Raw genomic sequence first — 20,578 nt, 5'->3', positions numbered from 1 at the left:
AACGTGCGCCGCTTCATTGAATCAAAGATGAGGAAAAGACTCCGGCTGGCTTTCCTCATGCTCGCATTGCTATTCGCTGCGCTCGTCGTGAAACTGTTCCAGGTGCAGATCATCCGAAATCCCGAACTCACTGAAAAGGCGATGGAAAACTGGGACCGCGAGCTGCCGTTCGCGGGTGTCCGGGGAGAAATCCTGGATCGCAGCGGCAGGAAGATCATCGGCAACAAAGTCGCACCGACTTTATATTTCATGCCCTCCCAGAACCGGGATATCCCGGCTGCGGCCGCGGCGCTGGCCCCGCTCATCGGGGCGGACAAGAGCCGTCTGGAAGAACAGATGTCCAAGAGGGCATCGATCATCAAGCTGGCGCCGGAAGGAAAGAACATCCCGTATGACACGGCCATCCAGATCGGCAGGCTCGGCATTCCGGGCCTCTATACAGGGGTCGACTACGTCAGGGATTATCCGTACGGCAACATGCTTTCCCGCCTCGTCGGCTTTACCGGGTACGACAATCAGGGTCTGGCGGGCATTGAATACGAGTACGAAAAGGTCTTGACCGGCAAGGGAGAGAAGATCCGGATGTTTACCGATGCGCGAGGAAATCCGCTGCCCCATGTCGGGGACGGCTGGATCCGCGGAAAGGCGGGGGCGAACATCGAGCTGACGATCGACCTGCGCATTCAAGAGATCGTGGAGCGCGAGCTCAGCCAGGCGATGTTGAAGTATGATGCCGACCAGGCACTCGCCATCGTGATGGATCCGGGCACAGGGGAAATATTGGCGCTCGCTTCCGCACCCAATTTTGACCCATCGGACTATGCATCTGTCGATCCGTCCATTTATAATAGGAACTTGCCGGTATGGATGACCTTCGAACCCGGATCCACATTCAAGATCATCACCCTGGCGTCTGCGCTTGAAGAAGGGGTTGTGAACCTGAAGGAGGACAGCTTCTTCGACCCGGGACATGTGACGGTCGGCGGGGCCCGCCTCCGCTGCTGGAAGCGTGAGGGCCACGGCCCGCAGACATTCCTTGAGGTGGTCGAGAACTCATGCAACCCGGGATTCATCGAGCTCGGACGGCGGGTCGGACCGGACAAACTCACCGAATATATCCGGAACTTCGGATTCGGATCGACGACCGGCAGCGGAATAGCCGGCGAAGCTTCCGGGATCTTGTTTTCCAAGGAGGCATATGGTCCGGTCGAACACGCCACCACCTCGTTTGGGCAGGGCATATCCGTCACGCCGATCCAGCAGGCACAGGCGGTCGCGGCCGCCGTGAACGGGGGCCGGCTCATGCAGCCGTACATCGTCAAGCGGATCGTCGACCCGGAAACCGGAAAAGAGATTGAACGGTCCGAGCCGGTCGTGAAACGGCAGGTCATCAGCGAAGAGGCTTCCGGCAAGGTCCGCGAAGCGCTGGAATCCGTCGTGGCCAACGGGTCGGGCCGGAACGCGTTCACGGACGGCCTGAGGGTCGGGGGCAAGACGGGGACGGCACAGAAAGTGGAAGAAGGCCGTTATAAAGACGGGGACTATATTGTTTCATTCATCGGCTTCGCCCCTGCAGACGATCCGGACATCCTGGTGTATGTGGCGGTGGACGGGCCGGAAAATGAAGTCCAGTTCGGCGGCGTCATTTCCGCGCCGATGGTGGGCCGGATCATCTCGGATATTGCGCCGCTCCGCGGCATCGAGCCGCGGGACGGCCAGATGGAACGCGAATACAGATGGGGGGATCCGGTCCAGATCCGCGTGCCCGATCTGACCGGCCGAAGCCGGGACGAACTCGTCAAGATGTTCCACACGATCAGGATCGAGTGGAACGGGCCCCCGGAAGGACAGGTGATCAGGCAACTCCCGGCACCCGGCACCATGATGGAAGAATCGGGGATCATTCACCTGTATGCCGGACCGGCCGACTAAGAAAAATGATTGACATGCCGATAACGGCATTCGTTTTAAAGGAGATTTCTATCATGACACTCGCCACAACGATCACGATCATCGCGGTCGCATTCATCCTGACTGCGCTGCTGGCCTTTCCGCTCATCCCGATGCTCCGCCGTCTGAAGTTTGGCCAGAGCATACGGGAGGAGGGGCCGAAAGCCCACCTCAAGAAGGCGGGCACCCCGACAATGGGCGGACTGATCTTCATCGCCGCCATCATCGTCACTTCTCTTATTCTCGGTTTTGTATTTGATCTTCTGACAACACAGACCGTCGTGCTTCTCCTCGTGCTTGCAGGATTCGGGCTCATCGGATTCCTTGATGATTTCATCAAGGTCGTACTGAAACGCAATCTCGGCCTGACCTCCCTCCAGAAGCTGATCGGCCAGATCGCCATCGCGGTCGTTTCCTATCTGCTTCTGAAGCTGGGTCCATTTGAGACGACGATCGGGCTGCCGTTCAGTTCGTGGGAAATCGACCTTGGGCCGCTGTATGTCCTGTTCCTGATCTTCTGGCTTGTCGGCTTCTCGAATGCCGTCAATCTGACGGACGGGCTGGACGGCCTCGTTGCCGGAACCTCTTCGATCGCCTTTGCGGCGTTCGGGGTCCTCGGCCTCGTGTACGGCCAGGAAGACCTGGCCCTTGTCGCCTTTACGATCACCGGGGCATTGCTCGGCTTCCTCCTGTTCAATGCCAACCCGGCAAAAATTTTCATGGGGGACACCGGTTCGCTTGCGCTCGGCGGTGTGCTCGCCATGCTTTCCGTCCTCATGAAGCAGGAGATTCTCCTCCTGCTGATCGGAATCGTGTTCGTCATTGAAACGCTGTCCGTCATTTTGCAGGTCGCTTCGTTCAAGACGACCGGCAAACGGATATTCAAGATGAGTCCGATCCACCACCACTTTGAGCTTTCCGGCTGGTCGGAATGGAAAGTCGTGCTCGTATTCTGGTCCGCAGCGCTTGCTGCGGCGCTCATTTCCGTACTGCCGGAGGTGCTTTGACATGAAACAGACGGATCTATTCACTAATAAGCGCGTTCTCGTGCTCGGCCTTGCCAAGAGCGGATCGGCCGCGGCGCGCCTGCTCGGCTCGCTCGGTGCAGAAGTAACCGTCAATGATGCCAGGGAAGAAGACCCGGAAGCTGCACCGCTTTCGGCGCTCGGCATCGAGGTCATCCTGGGCGGGCATCCGGACGGGCTGCTCGAACGCGGATTTGACTTTGTGTTCAAAAATCCGGGCATCCGGTACGATCATCCGGTCGTTTCCGAAGCGCTGGAGGCCGGGATCCCGGTTTGGACGGAAGTTGAGCTGGCCTGGCTCGTGAGCGAAGCGCCGTTCATCGGAGTGACCGGCTCGAACGGCAAGACGACGACCACCACCTTGATCCACCACATGCTCCACATGGGCGGGAAGAACCCGCTCATCGCGGGCAACATCGGCACACCTGCCTGCACGGTCGCGGCCGCCGCAGAGCCGGACCAGATTGTCGTGATCGAACTGTCCTCGTTCCAGTTGCTCGGGACGGAGAAGTTCCGGCCGAAGATCGCCATCTGGACGAATTTGTATGAAGCGCACATCGATTACCACGGAACGATGGAAGAGTACGGCGGGGCAAAGTTCGCCATCACCCGCAACCAGGGGCCGGAAGACTTCCTGATCTACAATGCCGACCAGGAGTCTGTTGCCCGGTATGCCAGCCTTTCCGAAGCCAAGAAAATCCCGTTCACGCTTGCGGGCCGCTCGGAAGCCGGGATCAGCGCAGACGGGGACTCTGTCTACTGGCTCGGAGAGAAGCTGTTCGATCGGTCGGACATCGTCCTGCCGGGGCGGCACAATCTGGAGAATGTCCTCTCGGCGACGGCCGCCGCAATTCTCTCCGGGTGTCCTGCCGAGGCGATCGTGGATGTCCTGTCCTCGTTTGCCGGTGTCCGGCACCGCACCCAATTCGTCAGGGAGTGGAAGCGGCGCAAGTTCTACAATGACTCGAAGGCGACGAATACACTCGCCACGAAAAGCGCCCTGGAAGCATTCCGGGGTCCGATCTGCCTGCTCGCAGGCGGACTGGACAGGGGGCACTCCTTCGAGGAGCTCCGGCCGTTTATGGACCGGGTGAGCAGCGCGGTCGTCTTCGGCGAAACGGCCTCGCGCTTCCGGGAATTCGCAGCATCCTGCGGGGTCCCGATCATCAGGGAGGCGAACGAGATCGAGGATGCGGTCAGAACGGCCGCGGAGATCTCGTCCGAAGGGGACACCATCCTGCTGTCGCCCGCCTGTGCAAGCTGGGACCAGTACCCGAGCTTTGAAGTCAGGGGCGACCGCTTCATCGAGTCTGTTCAGAAACTGTAAGGTCCGCCGCTTACGATCTGCCAACACCACCAAGGAAGGATGCATGCTCTGGAAAAGAGGCTTGTCGCCGTCTTCTTCATTAGCGCTGTTGCACTGAGTCTTCTTGGCGTCGCATTCGTCCATTCGGCAGGCTCCTACTGGGGGGAAATCCACTACGGGGACTCGCTGCCATTTGCGGCCAAACAGGGGATTTATCTGGCGGTTTCCGCAACGGCTGCCGTCTTCATACTGAAAACCCGCCAGATCGGGAACCCGAAGCTATGGACGGCCGTCTACATCGCGTCTGTTCTTCTTCTCGCCGCTGTCCTCATCCCGGGGATCGGGGCTGTGCGGAACGGTTCCCAGAGCTGGATCGCGCTCGGTCCGTTCAGCCTGCAGCCGGCGGAGTTTGCGAAGATCGCCGTCATCGGCAAGCTCGCTTCGATGATGTCGGAAAGACGCGGTCGGAAAGTGTTCAGCCCCGGCCACTTTGTCGTCATCCTGCTGCCGGCTGCGCTGATTATGCTGCAGCCCGATTTCGGATCGATGATGATCATGGTCGTTTCGGCGTTTGCGATCCTGCTCGTCGGCGGCTACCCCCTGAAATTCTTCTTCGGACTTGCGGGGGCCGGGGCTGCCGGCATCGCGGGACTCATTGCTGCGGCTCCTTACCGGCTTGACCGGATCAAGGCATACCTCGATCCATGGAGCGACCCGCTCGGCACCGGTTTCCAGGCGATCCAGTCGCTGATGGCCACAGGACCGGCGGGCCTCACTGGATTCGGTTACGGGCAGAGCCGGCAGAAATTTCTTTACCTGCCCGAGCCGCAGAACGACTTCATCTTCGCCATCATTGCAGAGGAGACTGGATTCATCGGTGCCGTCGCGGTGATCGCCCTTTTCTTCCTGCTCGCCGCGTCTGCCATCGGGCTCGCTGCCCGGCAGCGGGAGCCGCTTTCTTTCTACATGATTTCCGGCATGGCCGCCATGCTCGGGTTTCAATCATTCCTGAACATCGGCGTCGTCTCGGGGCTGCTCCCGGTGACGGGCGTCACGCTGCCGTTCATCAGTTACGGCGGATCATCCCTGCTTGCCGCGTGGATCGCGGCCGCCCTTGTCCTGAGGTTCGCCTCCGGCGCGGGAATGGCTAAAAGGAGGCCTGGCGATGGACAAAGTTATCGACATTGAAGAACGAATCCCCTCGCTCAGGGAGAAGAGGAAGAGGAGGACGAACCGCAATTTCATCTTCCTCCTCATCCTGTTCCTCCTGGTTCTTGCCGTGCTGCTTTATTTCCAGTCCCCGCTCAGCAAAATTGAGTCCATCGGGGTGAGGGGAGCCGTCCTGAACAGCGAGGAAGACTATATCCGGGCTTCAGAGATTTCGGAGGGGGATCCCCTCTGGGGCTTCAGGAAATCCGAGGCCGGGAAAAGAGTGTCCTCCATGCCGGGGGTGAAGGAAGCGCGGGTGGAACGGACAGGCCTCCGCTCTGTGGTCATCAGGGTGGATGAATGGGAACCGGCTGCACTGATTGAAAAGGACGGGCGCTTCCTTCCGGTCCTCGCAAACGGCGACATCTTTTCGGAGCCTGCACCGGGACCGGTTCCCGCTCCGATCCTGACCGGATTCGAATCCGGCAAGACGATGAGCAGGATGGTCAGGGAACTCGATTCTTTGCCGGATAACGTCCGCTCCCTCATCTCCGAAGTGCTGAGCGGCGGGGATGAAGAAGACCCGGATGCCATCACTGCCTATATGGCGGACGGCTATGAAGTGAGGGGGGTCATCCCCGACTTTGCGGAAAAGATGGCGTACTATCCTTCGATCGTGTCCCAGCTTGCCGAAGAGGGCAAAGGGGTCATCGACCTTGAGGTCGGCCTCTATTTCCGTCCATATGCGGAGGTGTACGGAGACGGCGTGCCTCCTGCCGGAGAAGGGAAGGGGGGCACCGCGGTGGAGGATCCTGCCGGAGAGTAGGATCTTCCGGGCGGCCCCCCCCGGAGTGCATGGGACGTCTGACGGGCCTGCCGCCCGTCGCATACATAATGTGCAGCCGGCCACACTCCACTTTCACGTCGCCGGACAGCGTCAAACCGGCCGGATCGGGAGCGTCCGCAAAGGAATTGAGGTATAATTAACGAATATACTTAACATTGAACTGATAATGAAATAGAATGAGTTTAAGAGGATCAGAAGGAGGTGCCGTCCGTTGAGTCAAACCGATATGTATGTGTCATTGGACATCGGTTCTTCCTCCGTAAAAGTGCTGATCGGGGAGATGACGGATCGCTCGCTGCACGTAATCGGAGTCGGAAATGTAAAATCGGAAGGCATCAGAAAAGGTGCCATTGTAGATATTGATGCCACTGTGCAGTCCATCCGGAAGGCAGTGGAACAGGCGGAGCGAATGATCGGGATGTCGATCCGCGAGGTTGTGCTTGGAATACCCGCAAATCAGGTCATGCTCCAGCAAGTGAAAGGGGTCGTCGCGGTGAACAGCGAAAACCGCGAGATCACGGATGATGACCTTGACCGGGTCATGCATTCTGCGGAAGTGATGATTCCGGCGGAGCGGGAGCTTGTCAACATCATTCCGCAGCAGTTCATCGTCGATGACCTGGACGAAATCAAAGATCCCCGCGGCATGATCGGCGTCCGTCTTGAAATGGATGCCACCCTTGTCACGACGTCAAAGACGCTGCTCCACAATATTCTCCGCTGCGTGGAACGGGCGGGGCTTCAGATCCGGGAAATCTATCTCCAGCCGCTCGCAGCCGGCTATTTTGCTCTCACCGAAGACGAGAAGAGCCACGGAACGGCGTACATAGACATCGGGGGCGGATCGACTACGGTCGCCGTCTTCGGTGACGGTCGCCTCATTTCCGCGAGCGCGCTGCCGGTCGGCGGTGACAATATCACGAAAGACCTGTCCATCATCCTGAAGACGACAACCGGCCAGGCCGAACAGATCAAACATCAGTACGGCCATGCCTATTACGATGATGCATCCGAGGACGAATTGTTCGAAGTCCCGGTGGCCGGAGTGGATACAAAGGACCAGTACAGCCAGAAGTACATCTCCGAGATCATCGGCGTCCGTCTTGAGGAACTGTTCGAGATGGTGCTGGACGAGCTGTACCGGTCCGGCGTGCGAGATCTCCCGGGCGGGGTCGTCATCACCGGCGGCGTCGCAAAGCTGGAAGGGGTATCGCAGCTGGCACGGGAAGTGCTGCAGACCCGGGTCCGCCTGTACGTGCCTGAATTCATCGGAGTGCGCGAACCGGGGTATTCCTCGTCGGTCGGCCTCATCCGCTACGCCAAGCTGGAAGACGAGTTCTTCGGCAACCGCGGTGAATCGCCGTTTGGTGAAGCGATGGAACCCGCGGCAGCCGCTGCCGCGCCGGCCAAGAAGAAAAAAGCCGAACGCAGCCGAGACGGGCAGGAGAAGACCGTCAGCCGGATGAAAAAAATCTTTGACAAATTCTTTGAATAATCGCGGTCAACCGTATACCCATAGGAGGAGAAAGCATGCTGGAATTTGATACGAACATCGATGCGCTCGCCGTCATCAAGGTCATCGGCGTCGGCGGCGGGGGCAATAACGCGGTGAACAGAATGATCGAGCACGGTGTCCAGGGGGTCGAGTTCATCGCCGTCAATACGGATGCCCAGGCGCTCAAGCTCTCAGAAGCTGAAGTGAAGCTCCAGATCGGTGAAAAGCTCACCCGCGGACTGGGTGCTGGTGCGAATCCGGAAGTCGGCAAGAAAGCGGCCGAAGAAAGCAAGGAACAGATTGAAGAGGCGCTGCGCGGCGCGGACATGGTGTTCGTCACTGCAGGGATGGGCGGAGGCACCGGAACCGGTGCTGCCCCTGTCATTGCCCAGATTGCGAAAGACCTCGGGGCCCTGACGGTCGGCGTCGTCACTCGCCCGTTCACTTTCGAAGGCCGCAAACGGGCCACACAGGCGATCGGCGGGATCGCGGCCATGAAGGAGTCGGTCGACACCCTCATCGTCATCCCGAACGACCGCCTTCTGGAGATCGTTGACAAAAACACGCCGATGCTCGAAGCGTTCCGGGAAGCCGACAACGTGCTCCGGCAGGGCGTCTCCGGCATTTCCGACCTGATCGCCGTCCCGGGTCTCATCAACCTGGACTTCGCGGACGTCAAGACGATCATGCAGAACAAAGGCTCCGCCCTCATGGGGATCGGGATTTCCTCGGGAGAGAACCGCGCGACGGAAGCTGCTAAAAAGGCCATCTCGAGCCCGCTTCTTGAAACTTCGATCGACGGGGCGAAAGGCGTGCTCATGAACATCACGGGCGGCTCCAACCTGAGCCTGTTCGAAGTCCAGGAGGCAGCGGACATCGTTGCATCCGCTTCCGATGAAGAAGTGAACATGATTTTCGGTTCCGTCATCAATGACGACCTGAAAGACGAGATGGTCGTCACGATCATCGCGACCGGATTCACGGAAGAGCAGCTCACCCAGCGCCCGACACGCGGCGGCTTCGGTTCTTCCCGGCAGCAGCAGGCCCAGCAGCCTGAACCGCGCCAGCAGCACCAGGCACCCGCACGCGGCGAACGCGAGCGGCGTGAGGATCACGGATCGCAGTTCCGCCAGGAGCCGGCACCGCGTCAGAACCAGACTCAGCAGGAAGATGCGCTGGATATTCCGACATTCCTCCGCAATCGCCGCAGAAGATAATCATTAGCCAGACCCCGGCAGCACCTGTACCGCAAATATTGCGGTGCAGGTGTTTTTTTTGTCGGTTTGACCCGGAAAGTTTTGCATTCCGCCCGCCAGGCTTTGACATTTCGTGCTTTCGGCCCGTGTTAAATTTGGGACAAGGGGGAGATGCGGTGTACGGAGAAGTGGCCATCGCCGTCAACTCGGCATTCAACTATGTACTCCTTTCGTTTGCAGGAAAAGTCTCAAGGCGTCCTTGCCGGCGGCCGAGGATCATGCTCGCCTCGCTGGCCGGTGCCGTGCCGGTCGTTTTGTTCGGCGGACAACCCGTGATCACGGCGGCGGCATTTGCCGTGATGGCGGTATCCGCGTTCGGCGCAAACCGCAACACCCTTTGGAAAGGCGCGGCCGCAACGATCGTGGCGGCGCTGTTTGCAGGCGGGCTGTTGACCGTGTTCTCGCCGTCCGCCTTCGGAATGCGCGGGGGGGCGGCGGTGATGCTCTCATGCGCGGCAGCCGTCGCCGGCCTCGGTATGCTGGAACGTCGCTGGAGGGGGGCCGAAGCGGATTCGGCTTCGGCTTCGTTCAAGGCCGAGACGGTCCTTCAGCTTTTTGACGCCCGGATCCGCCTCGCCGCCTTTGCCGATACGGGAAACGGCTGCACGGAACCTTTGTCTGGGAAACCGGTGCATTTCATTTCCTACCGGGCCGTCAAGGATCATCTGCCCGCGGAAATCCGGTTGGTGCTGGAACGATTGCAGGGGGGCAGTGTTCCGGATATCGGACTGTTTCCGGAAGATGTGAGGCACCGCCTCCGGCTCATCCGGATCACGACAATCGGCGGTTCCGAATGGGCGGTCGGCTTCAAAGTCGAAAAGTGGATCTATGCAGATGACGGAAAGGAGATCGGTGGCTATTTCGTCCTCACGGCCGGCAATGCGGAATATCCGCTCGGCGCAGACGCGATCCTCCACCGGACTTCGGTCAATCGACAAAATGAAAGGGGATAGACCATGCTGACCGGACTGAAAAAATGGCTTGCTGTCATCCTGGATTCTTTGAAGAAAGACGGAACATACTATATCGGCGGACACGAGTCACTTCCTGTCCCGCTCACAAAAGAAGAAGAAGCCGAGACACTCCGGCAATTCATGGAAGGGAACAAGGAAGCGCGCGACCGGCTGATCGAAAAGAATCTCCGGCTTGTCGTCTATATCGCCCGCCGTTTCGAAAATACGAATACCCATATTGAAGACCTGATCAGCATCGGGGCAATCGGCCTGATCAAGGCGATCGAAACATTCGATCCCGAGAAAAAGATCAAGCTTGCGACGTATGCTTCGCGCTGCATCGAAAACGAAATCCTCATGCACCTCAGGAAGACGAGCCGGATGAAGTCCGAAGTGTCATTCGACGAACCGCTCAATTCCGATGCCGACGGGAACGAGCTGCTCCTATCGGATATTCTCGGCACGGATGAAGATATTATTACCGGTGACGTGGAGAAGAAAATTGAACGCCAGCATGTCGTGGAGGCGATCTCCAGACTCGATGACCGCGAACGGTACATCATGGAGTGCAGGTTCGCGCTGGGCGGAAAAGAAGAAATGACGCAGAAGGAAGTCGCGGACCATCTCGGCATTTCGCAATCCTACATTTCAAGGCTTGAGAAGAAAATCATCAGCGATTTGAGAGGGCTGCTCAACCATCCGGTCACCTGATGGGTGAAATTGGCGGACGGCCATCCGAATAGGACAAACCTCCAAGGACAAACTGTAAAGAAACAGAGAAAAGTCCGGAGGATGATGAGATGTCCAACACGAAAGTGGAGATTTGCGGGATCGACACATCAACGCTTCCGCTGCTGTCCCATGAATTAATGAGAGAAACGTTCGTCCGCCTCCAGTCGGGAGACCTGTCGGCAAAAGAAGAACTCGTAATCGGAAATCTGCGGCTCGTCCTGAGCATCGTCCAGCGCTTTGCCTATCGGGGAGAACAGGCGGACGACCTGTTCCAGGTCGGATGCATCGGTCTCCTCAAATCCATCGACAACTTCGACCTCAAGCACAACGTCCGGTTCTCGACGTATGCCGTGCCGATGATCATCGGGGAGATCCGGCGCCATCTGCGCGACCATCATGCAGTGAGGGTCTCCCGTTCTCTCCGTGACATCGCCTATAAGGCCATGAAGGCAAAAGAGCAGTTCGTCCACGAAAACCTGCGAGAGCCGACACTAGAGGATCTGGCGAAAATCACGGAGATCCCGTCAGAGGATATTTTGTTCGCGCTGGATGCGATCCAGGATCCGCTGTCGCTGCACGAGCCGATCCACCACGACGGCGGAGACCCGGTATGCATGATGGATCAGCTGCAGGACACGCTCGTCAGCGAAGAGCGCTGGCTCACCTATGTATCAGTAAAGGAAACTGTCCAGCAGCTGGACATGCGCCAGCAGAAAATCCTGTCCAGAAGATACTATTACGGCGAGACCCAGACGGAGATCGCAAGGGACCTCGGCATCTCGCAGGCCCAGATTTCCAGGCTGGAAAAGCACGCGATCGGCCAGATCCGGGAGACCCTCGGCAAGGGGGAGCCGGGGAAGAAATAAGAACGCCCTTCCCGGAAAACAGGATGAAGACCGAAAAACGCGAGGGAACCGCTCCTTGCGTTTTTTGCCGTCCAAGCGCATAAGATGAGCAAAGGGGGAATGGGAATGAAGTTTTCTGACCTGCAGAAGAAGGAATTTATCGAAGCGGGCAAAGGCAGGCAGCTCGGATACGCCGTGGATGCCACCATTTCGACAGAAGACGGGACGATTGAGCTGTATCACGTGGGAGGAATGGAAAAGCTCAAGTTTTTCGGAAGCGGGGAAGCTCCTGTGAAAATACCGGTCGGCCGGATTCTCGTCATCGGCAAAGACGTCGTCCTCGTGGATGATGCAGCCCCAAAAGATTGAATTGTCATTTGAAATACATCGGACGCCTTGATACAATGAATGGAGTAACATAGAGAAAAGTGGGAATCAGATTGTCTACTGTGGAAGAGCGACTCCAACATATAAACGAAACCATCCGCCTGGCCTGTGAACGGTCGGGCCGGAATCCCGAAGAAGTCACGGTCATTGCAGTCACGAAATCTGTCGGTCCGGGGCGGGCGAAGGAAGTCCTAGATGCGGGCCTTGTCGACCTCGGCGAGAACCGGAAGGAAGGCCTTGACGAAAAACAGCCGGTGCTCGGTGATGCTGCTCGCTGGCATTTCATCGGCAGCCTCCAGAGCAGAAAAGTGAAGGATGTCGTAAACAGGATCGACATGCTTCATTCCCTTGACCGCGCCAGCCTGGCCGAGGAGATCCGGAAGCGGGCCGTCCGTCCGCTTGACTGCTTCGTCCAGGTGAACGTCTCGGGGGAACAATCAAAATCGGGACTGGCTCCCGAGGAGACCGAACCGTTCATCCGGGCGCTTGCCGGGAACGACAAAATCCGGATCGCCGGACTTATGACCATGGCGCCGAACACCGATGACGAGCAGCAGATCAGAGAATCATTCCGGGGACTCCGAGAACTGCGTGACCGCATAGCCGATCTCGGCCTGCCTCATGCACCTTGCACGGAACTTTCGATGGGCATGTCAAATGACTTCGGCATCGCAGTGGAAGAGGGGGCGACCTTCGTCCGGATCGGCACAGCGATTGTCGGCTACGAAAGCGGGGAGAAACGATGAGCATCAAGGACAAGTTCAAGAACTTCTTTTATCTGGAAGAAGACGAAGAAATGGACAATGAACCCCGGCAGGTACAGAACGGGCGCCCCGTCCGGCCCGTCGAAGCCAAGCAGCAGCCGGTGGCTGAACAGGAGTGGCGGCAGAAAGAGCGGCGCAAACCGCCGGTTCCCGAACGCCGCCAGTCCGAGGGCGGCACGGGCTCAACGGTTGTCAGCCTGCAGAGCATCAAGAAATCCGCCAAGATGATTCTGGCCGAACCGCGTGTATACGCAGAGGCACAGGATGTGGCGGAGCATCTGAAAAACCGCCGGACGGTTGTAGTCAACCTCCAGCGGATCGAGCATGGCCAGGGCGTCCGGATCATCGATTTCCTGAGCGGCACGGTCTATGCCCTCGGCGGCGACATCCAGCGGATCGGAACTGACATCTTCCTCTGCGTTCCGGACAATGTGGAGCTTTCGGGGGAAATCTCCGATTACCTTTACGACGAATTTCAATGATGGGATGCGGTGAAACTTCATGGTGCTAGGCTTGTTGCTGAAAGCAATCAATATTTATTCGGTCCTGCTGATCATTTATGTGCTCATGTCCTGGGTGCCGAGCACACGGGAAACATCGATCGGACGGCTTCTCGGAAAGGTCTGTGAACCTTATCTGGATTTCTTCCGCCGGTTCATCCCGCCGATCGGCATGATTGATATCTCGCCGATCGTTGCGCTGATCGCACTGAACCTGATCGCCAACGGACTGGTGAATGTCTTTTACATGGTACGATGATCCCCACGGCGTGGGGATTTTTTCTTGGGTTGCCCGGTGAAGGGCATCCGGGTCGCACCGGACCGGCGGTGTCCCGATAACATGGAAGGTTTGGGAGGTCAGTTGTATGGATAAGGGGATTGAGCAGCATTTCAGGAAAGAGGAGCAGCCGTTCCTCGATGCGGCGGCCGGCTGGGCAGCCGAAGTCGAGGACCGATATGCGCCGAAGCTGACGGGATTTCTGGATCCGCGGCAGCGGTTCATCGTCCGGGCGGTGACCGGCGGCCGGGATCTGGTGATCGCGGAGTCCGGCGGCCTGCCGGATGCGGAACGCCGCCGACTCCTGATCGCCCCTCCGTACCTGGATGCGGCAGACGAGGATTTTGAGATCACCGTCATGGAAGTGCGCTATCCCGTCAAATTTGCAGACATCGGTCACCGGGATGTGCTCGGGTCCATCACCGGCCTCGGGATCGACCGTTCCCGTTTCGGCGACATCCGGACGGGTGACGGAACGATCCAGTTTGCTGCGGACACCGCGCTCCGCGATTATATGGCCGCCAACCTCACGTCCATCGGAAAGACGAAGGTGCGAGTTTCCGCGCTGAATGACGATTCGTCCCTTCTCGCCGCGACGGAAGAGTGGGAGGAGATGACCGTGACGGTCGCCTCGCTGCGGCTTGACGCGGTTCTCGCATCGGTGCTCAACGTATCACGCCAGAAGTCCGCGTCACTCGTCAGCTCGGGAAGGGTGAAGGTGAATCATGCCGTGCGCGAGTCCCCATCCTTCGAACTGTCGGATTCGGATCTGCTTTCGGTGCGCGGGCACGGCCGGATCCGGATCGGGGATATCGGCGGCCAGACGAGAAAGGGCCGGGTCCGCCTTGAGATCGGCCGGCTCGCCTGAACCGCCCTCCCCGAAATTTTCGAAATAACCGTGTCACCGGCTCCCGCTCCATGTATAATAGGGAACAACAGAGAACTATCGAAGGGGAGATGCAACGCAATGGCTCTTACACCGCTTGATATACATAACAAGGAATTCGGACGTTCGTTCCGCGGCTATGACGAGGACGAAGTGAATGATTTCCTCGAACAGGTGATGAAAGACTACGAGGCGGCACTCGACCGGACCAAGCAGCTGGAGGCGCAGCTCAAAAATGAGCAGGAGCGCGTGACCCATTTCACGACGATCGAGAACACCCTTCAGTCTTCGATCCTGATCGCACAGGAAGCGGCCGAGGAAGTGCGTCGCAATTCCCAGAAGGAAGCGAAGCTTATCGTGAAAGAGGCGGAGAAAAACGCGGACCGCCTTGTCAACGATGCACTTTCGAAAGCCCGCAGGATCGCAATCGAAATCGAAGAGCTGAAAAAGCAGTCGAAGGTGTTCCGGAACAGGTTCCGCATGCTCGTCGAAGCGCAGCTTGAGCTCATCCAGACCGATGACTGGGATGTGCTCATGGGCTATGAGATCGATACGTCCGAGCTTGAGAAGCTGGAGCACCTCGAAGAAGATTGACCGGTCCTTGACCGCATTGACCGGATTCATTATAATAACGTCAAGCTGAATGAATCGACTTTTTTGGAAAATGGCGATGACGGAGACAGTAATGACGGTGAAAGCCAAAGCGAGCCGGGGGCGGTGGGAGCCCGGTGCAGAAACCGATCATGAACATCCCTCCGTAGCCGGAATGCGGAAAATCAGTACGCATTCCCGGAGCACCCCGTTACGGTGTCCGAGAGGCGGCATGCGCAATCACGTGTGCCGCAATGAGGGTGGTAACGCGGGAAAGCTCCCCGTCCCTTTGCGGACGGGGGCTTTTTATTTTTGGGGAAAGATTCATTTATTTCATTCCGTTTATATTCAGAGGAGGAGACAGGATGGACTACAAGAGCACGCTTCTCATGCCGAAAACAGATTTCCCGATGCGCGGAAACCTGCCGAAGAACGAACCGAACATGCAGGAAAAATGGGAGAAGATGGACATCTACGGGAAGGTTCTGGAAAGGACTAAGGGCCGTCCGTTTTTTGTGCTCCATGACGGGCCGCCGTATGCAAACGGCGATCTGCATATGGGCCACGCCATGAACAAAGTGCTCAAAGACATCATCGTCCGTCACCGGTCGATGACGGGCTTCCATGCACCGTATGTGCCCGGCTGGGATACGCACGGCCTGCCGATCGAGCAGGCCCTCGTCAACAAAGGCGTGAACCGCAAGGAAATGTCAGTGGCGGAGTTCCGCAAGCTGTGCGAGGAATATGCGTATGAGCAGATCGACCGGCAGCGCACGCAGTTCAAGCGCATCGGAGTCCGCGGCGACTGGGATCACCCGTACATCACCCTGAAGCCGGAGTTCGAGGCACGCCAGATCGGCGTTTTCGGCGACATGGCGAAAAAGGGCTATATCTACAAGGGGAAAAAGCCGGTCTATTGGTCCCCGTCAAGCGAATCCGCACTCGCCGAAGCCGAAATCGAATACAAGGACAAACGGTCACCGTCCATTTATGTGGCCTTCCCGGTAAAAGACGGCAAGGGCGTGCTGGATGCCGGCACGAACTTCATCATCTGGACGACCACGCCTTGGACGATCCCGGCGAACCTCGGCATTTCGGTCCACCCTGAGTTCGTTTATTCGGTCGTTGAGGCAGACGGCAAAAAGTGGGTCGTTGCGAAGGATCTTGTGGAACAGGTCGGCGAAAAGCTCGGCTGGACGGATGCGGCGACGGTCAAGGAAATGAAGGGCGCGGAGCTTGAGCACATTGTGGCAACCCATCCGCTCTATGGCCGCGATTCCCTCGTCATCCTCGGGGAACACGTCACGATTGATGCCGGTACGGGCTGCGTCCATACCGCCCCGGGACACGGGGAAGATGATTTCCGGGTCGGGAAGGCGAACGGCCTGGATGTCCTCTGTCCGGTCGACGACAAAGGCTATATGACAGACGAGGCACCCGGCTTTGACGGCCTGTTCTACGAGGAAGCGAACAAGCCGATCACCGAGGCTCTGAAGGAAAAAGGCGCGCTGCTTGCGCTCGAATTCATCACCCACTCGTACCCGCATGACTGGCGTTCGAAAAAACCGGTCATCTTCCGTGCGACGGCCCAGTGGTTCGCTTCGATCGAATCGTTCCGCGATGAGCTGCTGCAGGCCATCCGTGACACATCGTTCACGCCTGCCTGGGGAGAAACCCGCCTGTTCAACATGGTCCGCGACCGCGGCGACTGGTGCATTTCCCGCCAGCGTGCATGGGGCGTGCCGATTCCGGTGTTCTATGCGGAAAACGGCGAGCCGGTCATCACCGATGAGACAATCTCGCACATCCAAAAGCTCTTCCGTGAACACGGCTCCAACATCTGGTTCGAGCGGGAAGCGGCAGATCTGCTTCCTGAAGGGTTCACCCATCCGGGCAGCCCGAACGGGAAGTTCACGAAAGAGACGGACATCATGGACGTCTGGTTCGATTCCGGCTCGACGCACCAGGGGGTTCTCGTGGAACGCGACGACCTCGTCTATCCGGCCGACCTGTATCTGGAAGGCTCGGACCAGTACCGGGGCTGGTTCAACTCCTCGCTCACGACAAGCGTCGCCGTCTGCGGACGGGCGCCGTACAAAGGCATCCTGAGCCACGGGTTCACGCTTGACAGCGAAGGCCGCAAGATGAGCAAGTCCCTCGGAAATGTCATCCTGCCGTCGCAGGTGATGAATCAGATGGGCGCGGACATCCTCCGCCTCTGGGTTGCTTCGTCCGACTACACGGCGGACGTCCATGTCGCGGACAGCATCTTCAAGCAGGTGTCGGAAGTGTACCGGAAGATCCGGAACACGCTGCGCTTCCTGCACGGGAACCTGTTCGACTTCGACCCGGCAAAAGATCGCGTCGCATACGAAGACCTCCGTCCGGTCGATCAATACATGGACCTCAAGCTCCAAAACCTGATCCGCACCGTCCGGGGCGCCTACGACCGGTACGAGTTCATGACCGTGTATTCGGCCGTGAACAACTTCTGCACGACCGATCTCAGCTCGTTCTACCTCGACATCGCAAAAGACGTCGTCTACATCGAGGCACCGGACAATGCGCACCGGCGCGCCATGCAGACCGTCATGTACGACACGCTTCTTGCGCTACTGAAACTCATGTCTCCGATCCTTCCTCATACGACAGACGAGATGTGGGGATATCTGGAGCATGAGACGGAAGAAAGCGTCCAACTCACAGACATGCCGGATGCCCGTCTTGAATCCGAGGAAGACCGTGAACTGCTCTACCGCTTCGACCGGCTCATGGAAGTACGCGATGACGTGCTGAAGGCGCTTGAAGAAGCGCGGAATGCGAAAACGATCGGCAAGTCGCTGGAAGCGGCCATCACGCTGTATGTCCCTGAAGACCTGAAGGCCCAGTTTGGGGCGGAAGACATCGACTTCGCCCAGTTCTTCATCGTCTCCAAATTCAGCGTCGGCGGCAACCTCGAACATTCGCCGGCGGATGCGTCGGGCATGACGGTCCGCGTCACCGTTGAAAAAGCGGACGGCGAAAAATGCGCCCGCTGCTGGTCCGTCCCCGGCACGGTCGGCGACGATCCGGCCCACCCGGATCTCTGCGCCCGCTGTGCGGAAGTCGTGGCCAACCATTACGAGTAAATTTCAGGAAAAGCCGTCCGCTGAGGACGGCTTTTTCTTGTGGCGGGAAACCGGGTTGCAGACAAGGGCAGGAAGCGGGGGAAGAAGGGGGAGATTGAGGCCGCGGATTTGCGGTATTAAGCCTGAATTTGAGATATGGGCTGCGGATTTGCAATATGGAATCCGGATTTGCAATATGGAGCCGGATTAGACATTTGAGACATGGAGGCAGTTTCTGCTTGATGCCTGGCCGTGCCAAGCCGCCGCCGTTCTCTTCCGCTTTTTTCCCGCCCGTTCTGCACCCCGCCGCACCGTGTGGTAAAATGGGATAGATTCCAACCGACGGAGGACAAACTGTGAACATCATTTATTATGCCATCGCGGCGGCGGTCGTCGTCCTGGACCAATGGACGAAATGGCTGGTCGTCAAACATATGGAGGTCGGCGAGCGGATCGGCGTCCTCGATCCGTATTTCGGCCTGCTGTCGCACCGGAACCGGGGGGCGGCCTGGGGGATGCTGCAGGGCCATATGTGGCTCTTTTACATCGTAACGATTGTGGTCATTGCCGGCATCCTCTATTATTTCCACCGTCACGGCAAGGACGGAGGGGCCGCTTTCCGGACGAGCCTCATGCTGCTGCTCGGCGGGGCGATCGGGAACTTCATCGACCGGATCCGCATGGGCGAGGTTGTCGATTTCGTCGACGTGCTCATCCCGGTCATCCGCTATGACTTCCCGATCTTCAACGTGGCCGACGCGGCCCTCACATTCGGGGTCATCATGCTGATCCTTCACATGCTCATGGAAGAAGTCAAAGAAAAGAACAAGAAAAAGGTGTCTTGATGGAGAATTATTCATTTAAAGTAACGGCGGAGCAGGACCGCATGCGTCTCGACAAACTGCTGCCTGCCATCCGGGAGGACTGGACCCGTTCCAAGATCCAGGTCTGGATCAAGGACGGACTCGTCAAGGTCAACGGCCGGGAAGTGAAGCCGAACCATGCCCTCAAGGAAAATGACGAGATCACCATCGGCGTGCCGGAACCCGAGCCGCTCGAAATCGTGCCGGAGGATCTGGGACTCGAGATCGTCTGGGAGGACGGTGACGTGCTCGTCGTCAACAAGCCGAGGGGCATGGTTGTCCATCCGGCTGCGGGCCATGCCACCGGCACGCTCGTGAACGGGCTGATGCACCACTGCACCGACCTGTCGGGCATCAACGGTGTGCTGCGTCCGGGGATCGTCCACCGGATCGACAAGGACACGACCGGTCTCCTCGGGGTTGCGAAGAACGACCGGGCGCATGTGTCGCTTGCGGCCCAGCTCGCGGAAAAATCCGTGACGCGCAAGTACACCGCACTCGTCCACGGCAACATCGACCATGACAAAGGCACGATCGATGCGCCGATCGGACGCGATCCGAAGGACCGGCAGAAGATGACGGTCATCGACGGCGGGAAATCGGCCGTGACCCATTTCACCGTGACCGAGCGGTTCGGTGACTTCACCCTCATCGAATGCCGGCTCGAAACCGGCAGAACGCACCAGATCCGCGTGCATATGAAATACATCGGACATCCGCTGGCCGGAGATCCGAAATACGGACCGCGCAACACAATCGAGTTCGGGGGACAGGTGCTCCATGCGGGCGTCCTCGGGTTTGTGCATCCGGCAACCGGCGAATACATGGAGTTCGAAGCGCCTCTCCCGGCGGATTTCACGGAACTTCTCGAAAAACTTCGCTCCGACCGTTGACATGCCGTCCTGCAAAGGTGTATAGTTAGTCCAATCAATCAAATACGAACCTTTAAATTCGGTCCGGAGAGGCCGGGAAGGTTGTACGGGTAGTCCGCCTGCCCATGCCGCGCGCATGGACAGCCGGGCCGAATTCTGCACGTATGCCCTCCTGCCTTCCGGCGGGAGGGTTTTTCATTTGTTTCCGAAGGAGGAACCGGTGTGGGACAAAAAACAAATCTGCTGGATGAAAAAGCCATCAGCCGGGCGGTCACCCGGATTGCCCATGAAATCATCGAACGGAACAAAGGGGTGGAAGGCTGCATCCTCGTCGGAATCAAGACGAGGGGCGTCCACATCGCGAGCCGGCTGGCCGACAAAATCGAACAGATCGAGGGAGAGCCGATCGAAATGGGCGAACTCGACATCACCCTTTACCGGGACGATATCCGGAAGCCGGAGATGGAGGCGCCGCTCGTGCAGCAGGTCGACATCAAGCAGGATGTCACGGACCGGAAGGTGATCCTGGTCGACGATGTCCTCTATACGGGCCGTACGGTCAGGGCGGCGATGGACGCCGTCATGGACATCGGGCGTCCGTCCAGCATCCAGCTCGCGGTGCTTGTCGACAGGGGCCACCGGGAACTGCCGATCCGGCCGGACTACGTCGGGAAAAATGTGCCGACCTCAAGCGAGGAGCGCATCACCGTCGAACTTGCCGAAACAGACGGCACGGACAGCGTCTCGATCGAAAAACTCTGACCCAATCGAAA

20 protein-coding genes and 1 other annotated feature are annotated in these 20,578 nt (G+C 58.4%); all 20 genes read left to right on the top strand.

The features are described from left to right. Nucleotides 1–27 precede the first annotated feature (27 nt). Complete coding sequence (locus B0B07_RS01405; protein ID WP_076757455.1) at nt 28–1,932, top strand: penicillin-binding transpeptidase domain-containing protein; 1,905 nt, start codon at nt 28–30, stop codon at nt 1,930–1,932. A 53-nt stretch (nt 1,933–1,985) separates the two neighbouring features. Next, nucleotides 1,986–2,957 carry a phospho-N-acetylmuramoyl-pentapeptide-transferase gene (mraY, locus tag B0B07_RS01400; RefSeq protein ID WP_076756587.1) on the top strand — a complete coding sequence of 324 codons (972 nt, stop codon included), beginning with the start codon at nt 1,986–1,988 and terminating at the stop codon, nt 2,955–2,957. Nucleotide 2,958: 1 nt separating this feature from the next. Then, nucleotides 2,959–4,302: a UDP-N-acetylmuramoyl-L-alanine--D-glutamate ligase gene (gene murD, locus B0B07_RS01395; RefSeq protein WP_076756586.1), complete on the top strand. Its 1,344-nt coding sequence runs from the start codon at nt 2,959–2,961 to the stop codon at nt 4,300–4,302. Between the two features lie 39 nt (nt 4,303–4,341). Beyond that, the gene (locus B0B07_RS01390) at nt 4,342–5,469 is read left to right on the top strand and encodes an FtsW/RodA/SpoVE family cell cycle protein (RefSeq protein WP_076756585.1); all 1,128 of its coding nucleotides are present in this window, start codon (nt 4,342–4,344) and stop codon (nt 5,467–5,469) included. Further along, entirely contained in the window at nt 5,447–6,256 is an 810-nt protein-coding gene (locus tag B0B07_RS01385; RefSeq protein WP_076756584.1) for a cell division protein FtsQ/DivIB, read from the top strand. The genes B0B07_RS01390 and B0B07_RS01385 overlap by 23 nt, the downstream gene beginning before the upstream one ends. A 232-nt stretch (nt 6,257–6,488) precedes the next feature. Then, nucleotides 6,489–7,772 carry a cell division protein FtsA gene (ftsA, locus tag B0B07_RS01380; RefSeq protein ID WP_076756583.1) on the top strand — a complete coding sequence of 428 codons (1,284 nt, stop codon included), beginning with the start codon at nt 6,489–6,491 and terminating at the stop codon, nt 7,770–7,772. 35 nt (nt 7,773–7,807) lie between these two features. Further along, nucleotides 7,808–8,989: a cell division protein FtsZ gene (gene ftsZ, locus B0B07_RS01375; protein ID WP_076756582.1), complete on the top strand. Its 1,182-nt coding sequence runs from the start codon at nt 7,808–7,810 to the stop codon at nt 8,987–8,989. A gap of 155 nt (nt 8,990–9,144) precedes the next feature. Next, nucleotides 9,145–9,981, top strand: a complete 837-nt coding sequence (locus tag B0B07_RS01370; protein ID WP_076756581.1) for a sigma-E processing peptidase SpoIIGA — start codon at nt 9,145–9,147, stop codon at nt 9,979–9,981. A gap of 3 nt (nt 9,982–9,984) precedes the next feature. Further along, nucleotides 9,985–10,692 (top strand): RNA polymerase sporulation sigma factor SigE, encoded by a 708-nt coding sequence (gene sigE / locus B0B07_RS01365; RefSeq protein ID WP_076756580.1) that lies wholly within the window; start codon nt 9,985–9,987, stop codon nt 10,690–10,692. An 89-nt stretch (nt 10,693–10,781) separates the two neighbouring features. Continuing rightward, on the top strand, nt 10,782–11,579 hold the full coding sequence (sigG, locus tag B0B07_RS01360; protein WP_076756579.1) for an RNA polymerase sporulation sigma factor SigG: 798 nt from the start codon (nt 10,782–10,784) through the stop codon (nt 11,577–11,579). A gap of 105 nt (nt 11,580–11,684) precedes the next feature. Next, complete coding sequence (locus tag B0B07_RS01355) at nt 11,685–11,927, top strand: PRC-barrel domain-containing protein (RefSeq protein WP_076756578.1); 243 nt, start codon at nt 11,685–11,687, stop codon at nt 11,925–11,927. 71 nt (nt 11,928–11,998) lie between these two features. Continuing rightward, nucleotides 11,999–12,691 (top strand): YggS family pyridoxal phosphate-dependent enzyme, encoded by a 693-nt coding sequence (locus B0B07_RS01350; RefSeq protein ID WP_076756577.1) that lies wholly within the window; start codon nt 11,999–12,001, stop codon nt 12,689–12,691. Then, on the top strand, nt 12,688–13,191 hold the full coding sequence (locus B0B07_RS01345; RefSeq protein WP_076756576.1) for a cell division protein SepF: 504 nt from the start codon (nt 12,688–12,690) through the stop codon (nt 13,189–13,191). The genes B0B07_RS01350 and B0B07_RS01345 overlap by 4 nt, the downstream gene beginning before the upstream one ends. Nucleotides 13,192–13,210: 19 nt before the next feature. Continuing rightward, complete coding sequence (locus tag B0B07_RS01340) at nt 13,211–13,468, top strand: YggT family protein (protein ID WP_076756575.1); 258 nt, start codon at nt 13,211–13,213, stop codon at nt 13,466–13,468. 106 nt (nt 13,469–13,574) lie between these two features. Continuing rightward, nucleotides 13,575–14,354, top strand: coding sequence for a YlmH family RNA-binding protein (locus B0B07_RS01335; protein WP_076756574.1), 780 nt, complete (start codon nt 13,575–13,577; stop codon nt 14,352–14,354). A gap of 99 nt (nt 14,355–14,453) precedes the next feature. Next, nucleotides 14,454–14,966: a DivIVA domain-containing protein gene (locus B0B07_RS01330; protein ID WP_076756573.1), complete on the top strand. Its 513-nt coding sequence runs from the start codon at nt 14,454–14,456 to the stop codon at nt 14,964–14,966. 67 nt (nt 14,967–15,033) lie between these two features. Next, nucleotides 15,034–15,255: a binding site (T-box leader), on the top strand. Between the two features lie 73 nt (nt 15,256–15,328). Continuing rightward, entirely contained in the window at nt 15,329–18,091 is a 2,763-nt protein-coding gene (gene ileS / locus B0B07_RS01325) for an isoleucine--tRNA ligase (RefSeq protein WP_076756572.1), read from the top strand. Between the two features lie 335 nt (nt 18,092–18,426). Beyond that, nucleotides 18,427–18,915, top strand: coding sequence for a signal peptidase II (gene lspA / locus B0B07_RS01320; RefSeq protein ID WP_407643853.1), 489 nt, complete (start codon nt 18,427–18,429; stop codon nt 18,913–18,915). Then, entirely contained in the window at nt 18,912–19,826 is a 915-nt protein-coding gene (locus tag B0B07_RS01315; protein WP_407643852.1) for an RluA family pseudouridine synthase, read from the top strand. Before lspA ends, B0B07_RS01315 begins: the two co-directional genes overlap by 4 nt. A 201-nt stretch (nt 19,827–20,027) precedes the next feature. Then, on the top strand, nt 20,028–20,567 hold the full coding sequence (gene pyrR, locus B0B07_RS01310; protein WP_076756570.1) for a bifunctional pyr operon transcriptional regulator/uracil phosphoribosyltransferase PyrR: 540 nt from the start codon (nt 20,028–20,030) through the stop codon (nt 20,565–20,567). Nucleotides 20,568–20,578: the final 11 nt, after the last annotated feature.

This window comes from Edaphobacillus lindanitolerans (genome assembly GCF_900156305.1).
GTDB classification, from domain to species: Bacteria; Bacillota; Bacilli; order Bacillales_A; family Planococcaceae; genus Bhargavaea; species Bhargavaea lindanitolerans.
The sequence above is the reverse complement of the archived record's forward strand: the minus strand, read 5'-3'. Positions and strand labels throughout refer to the sequence as shown.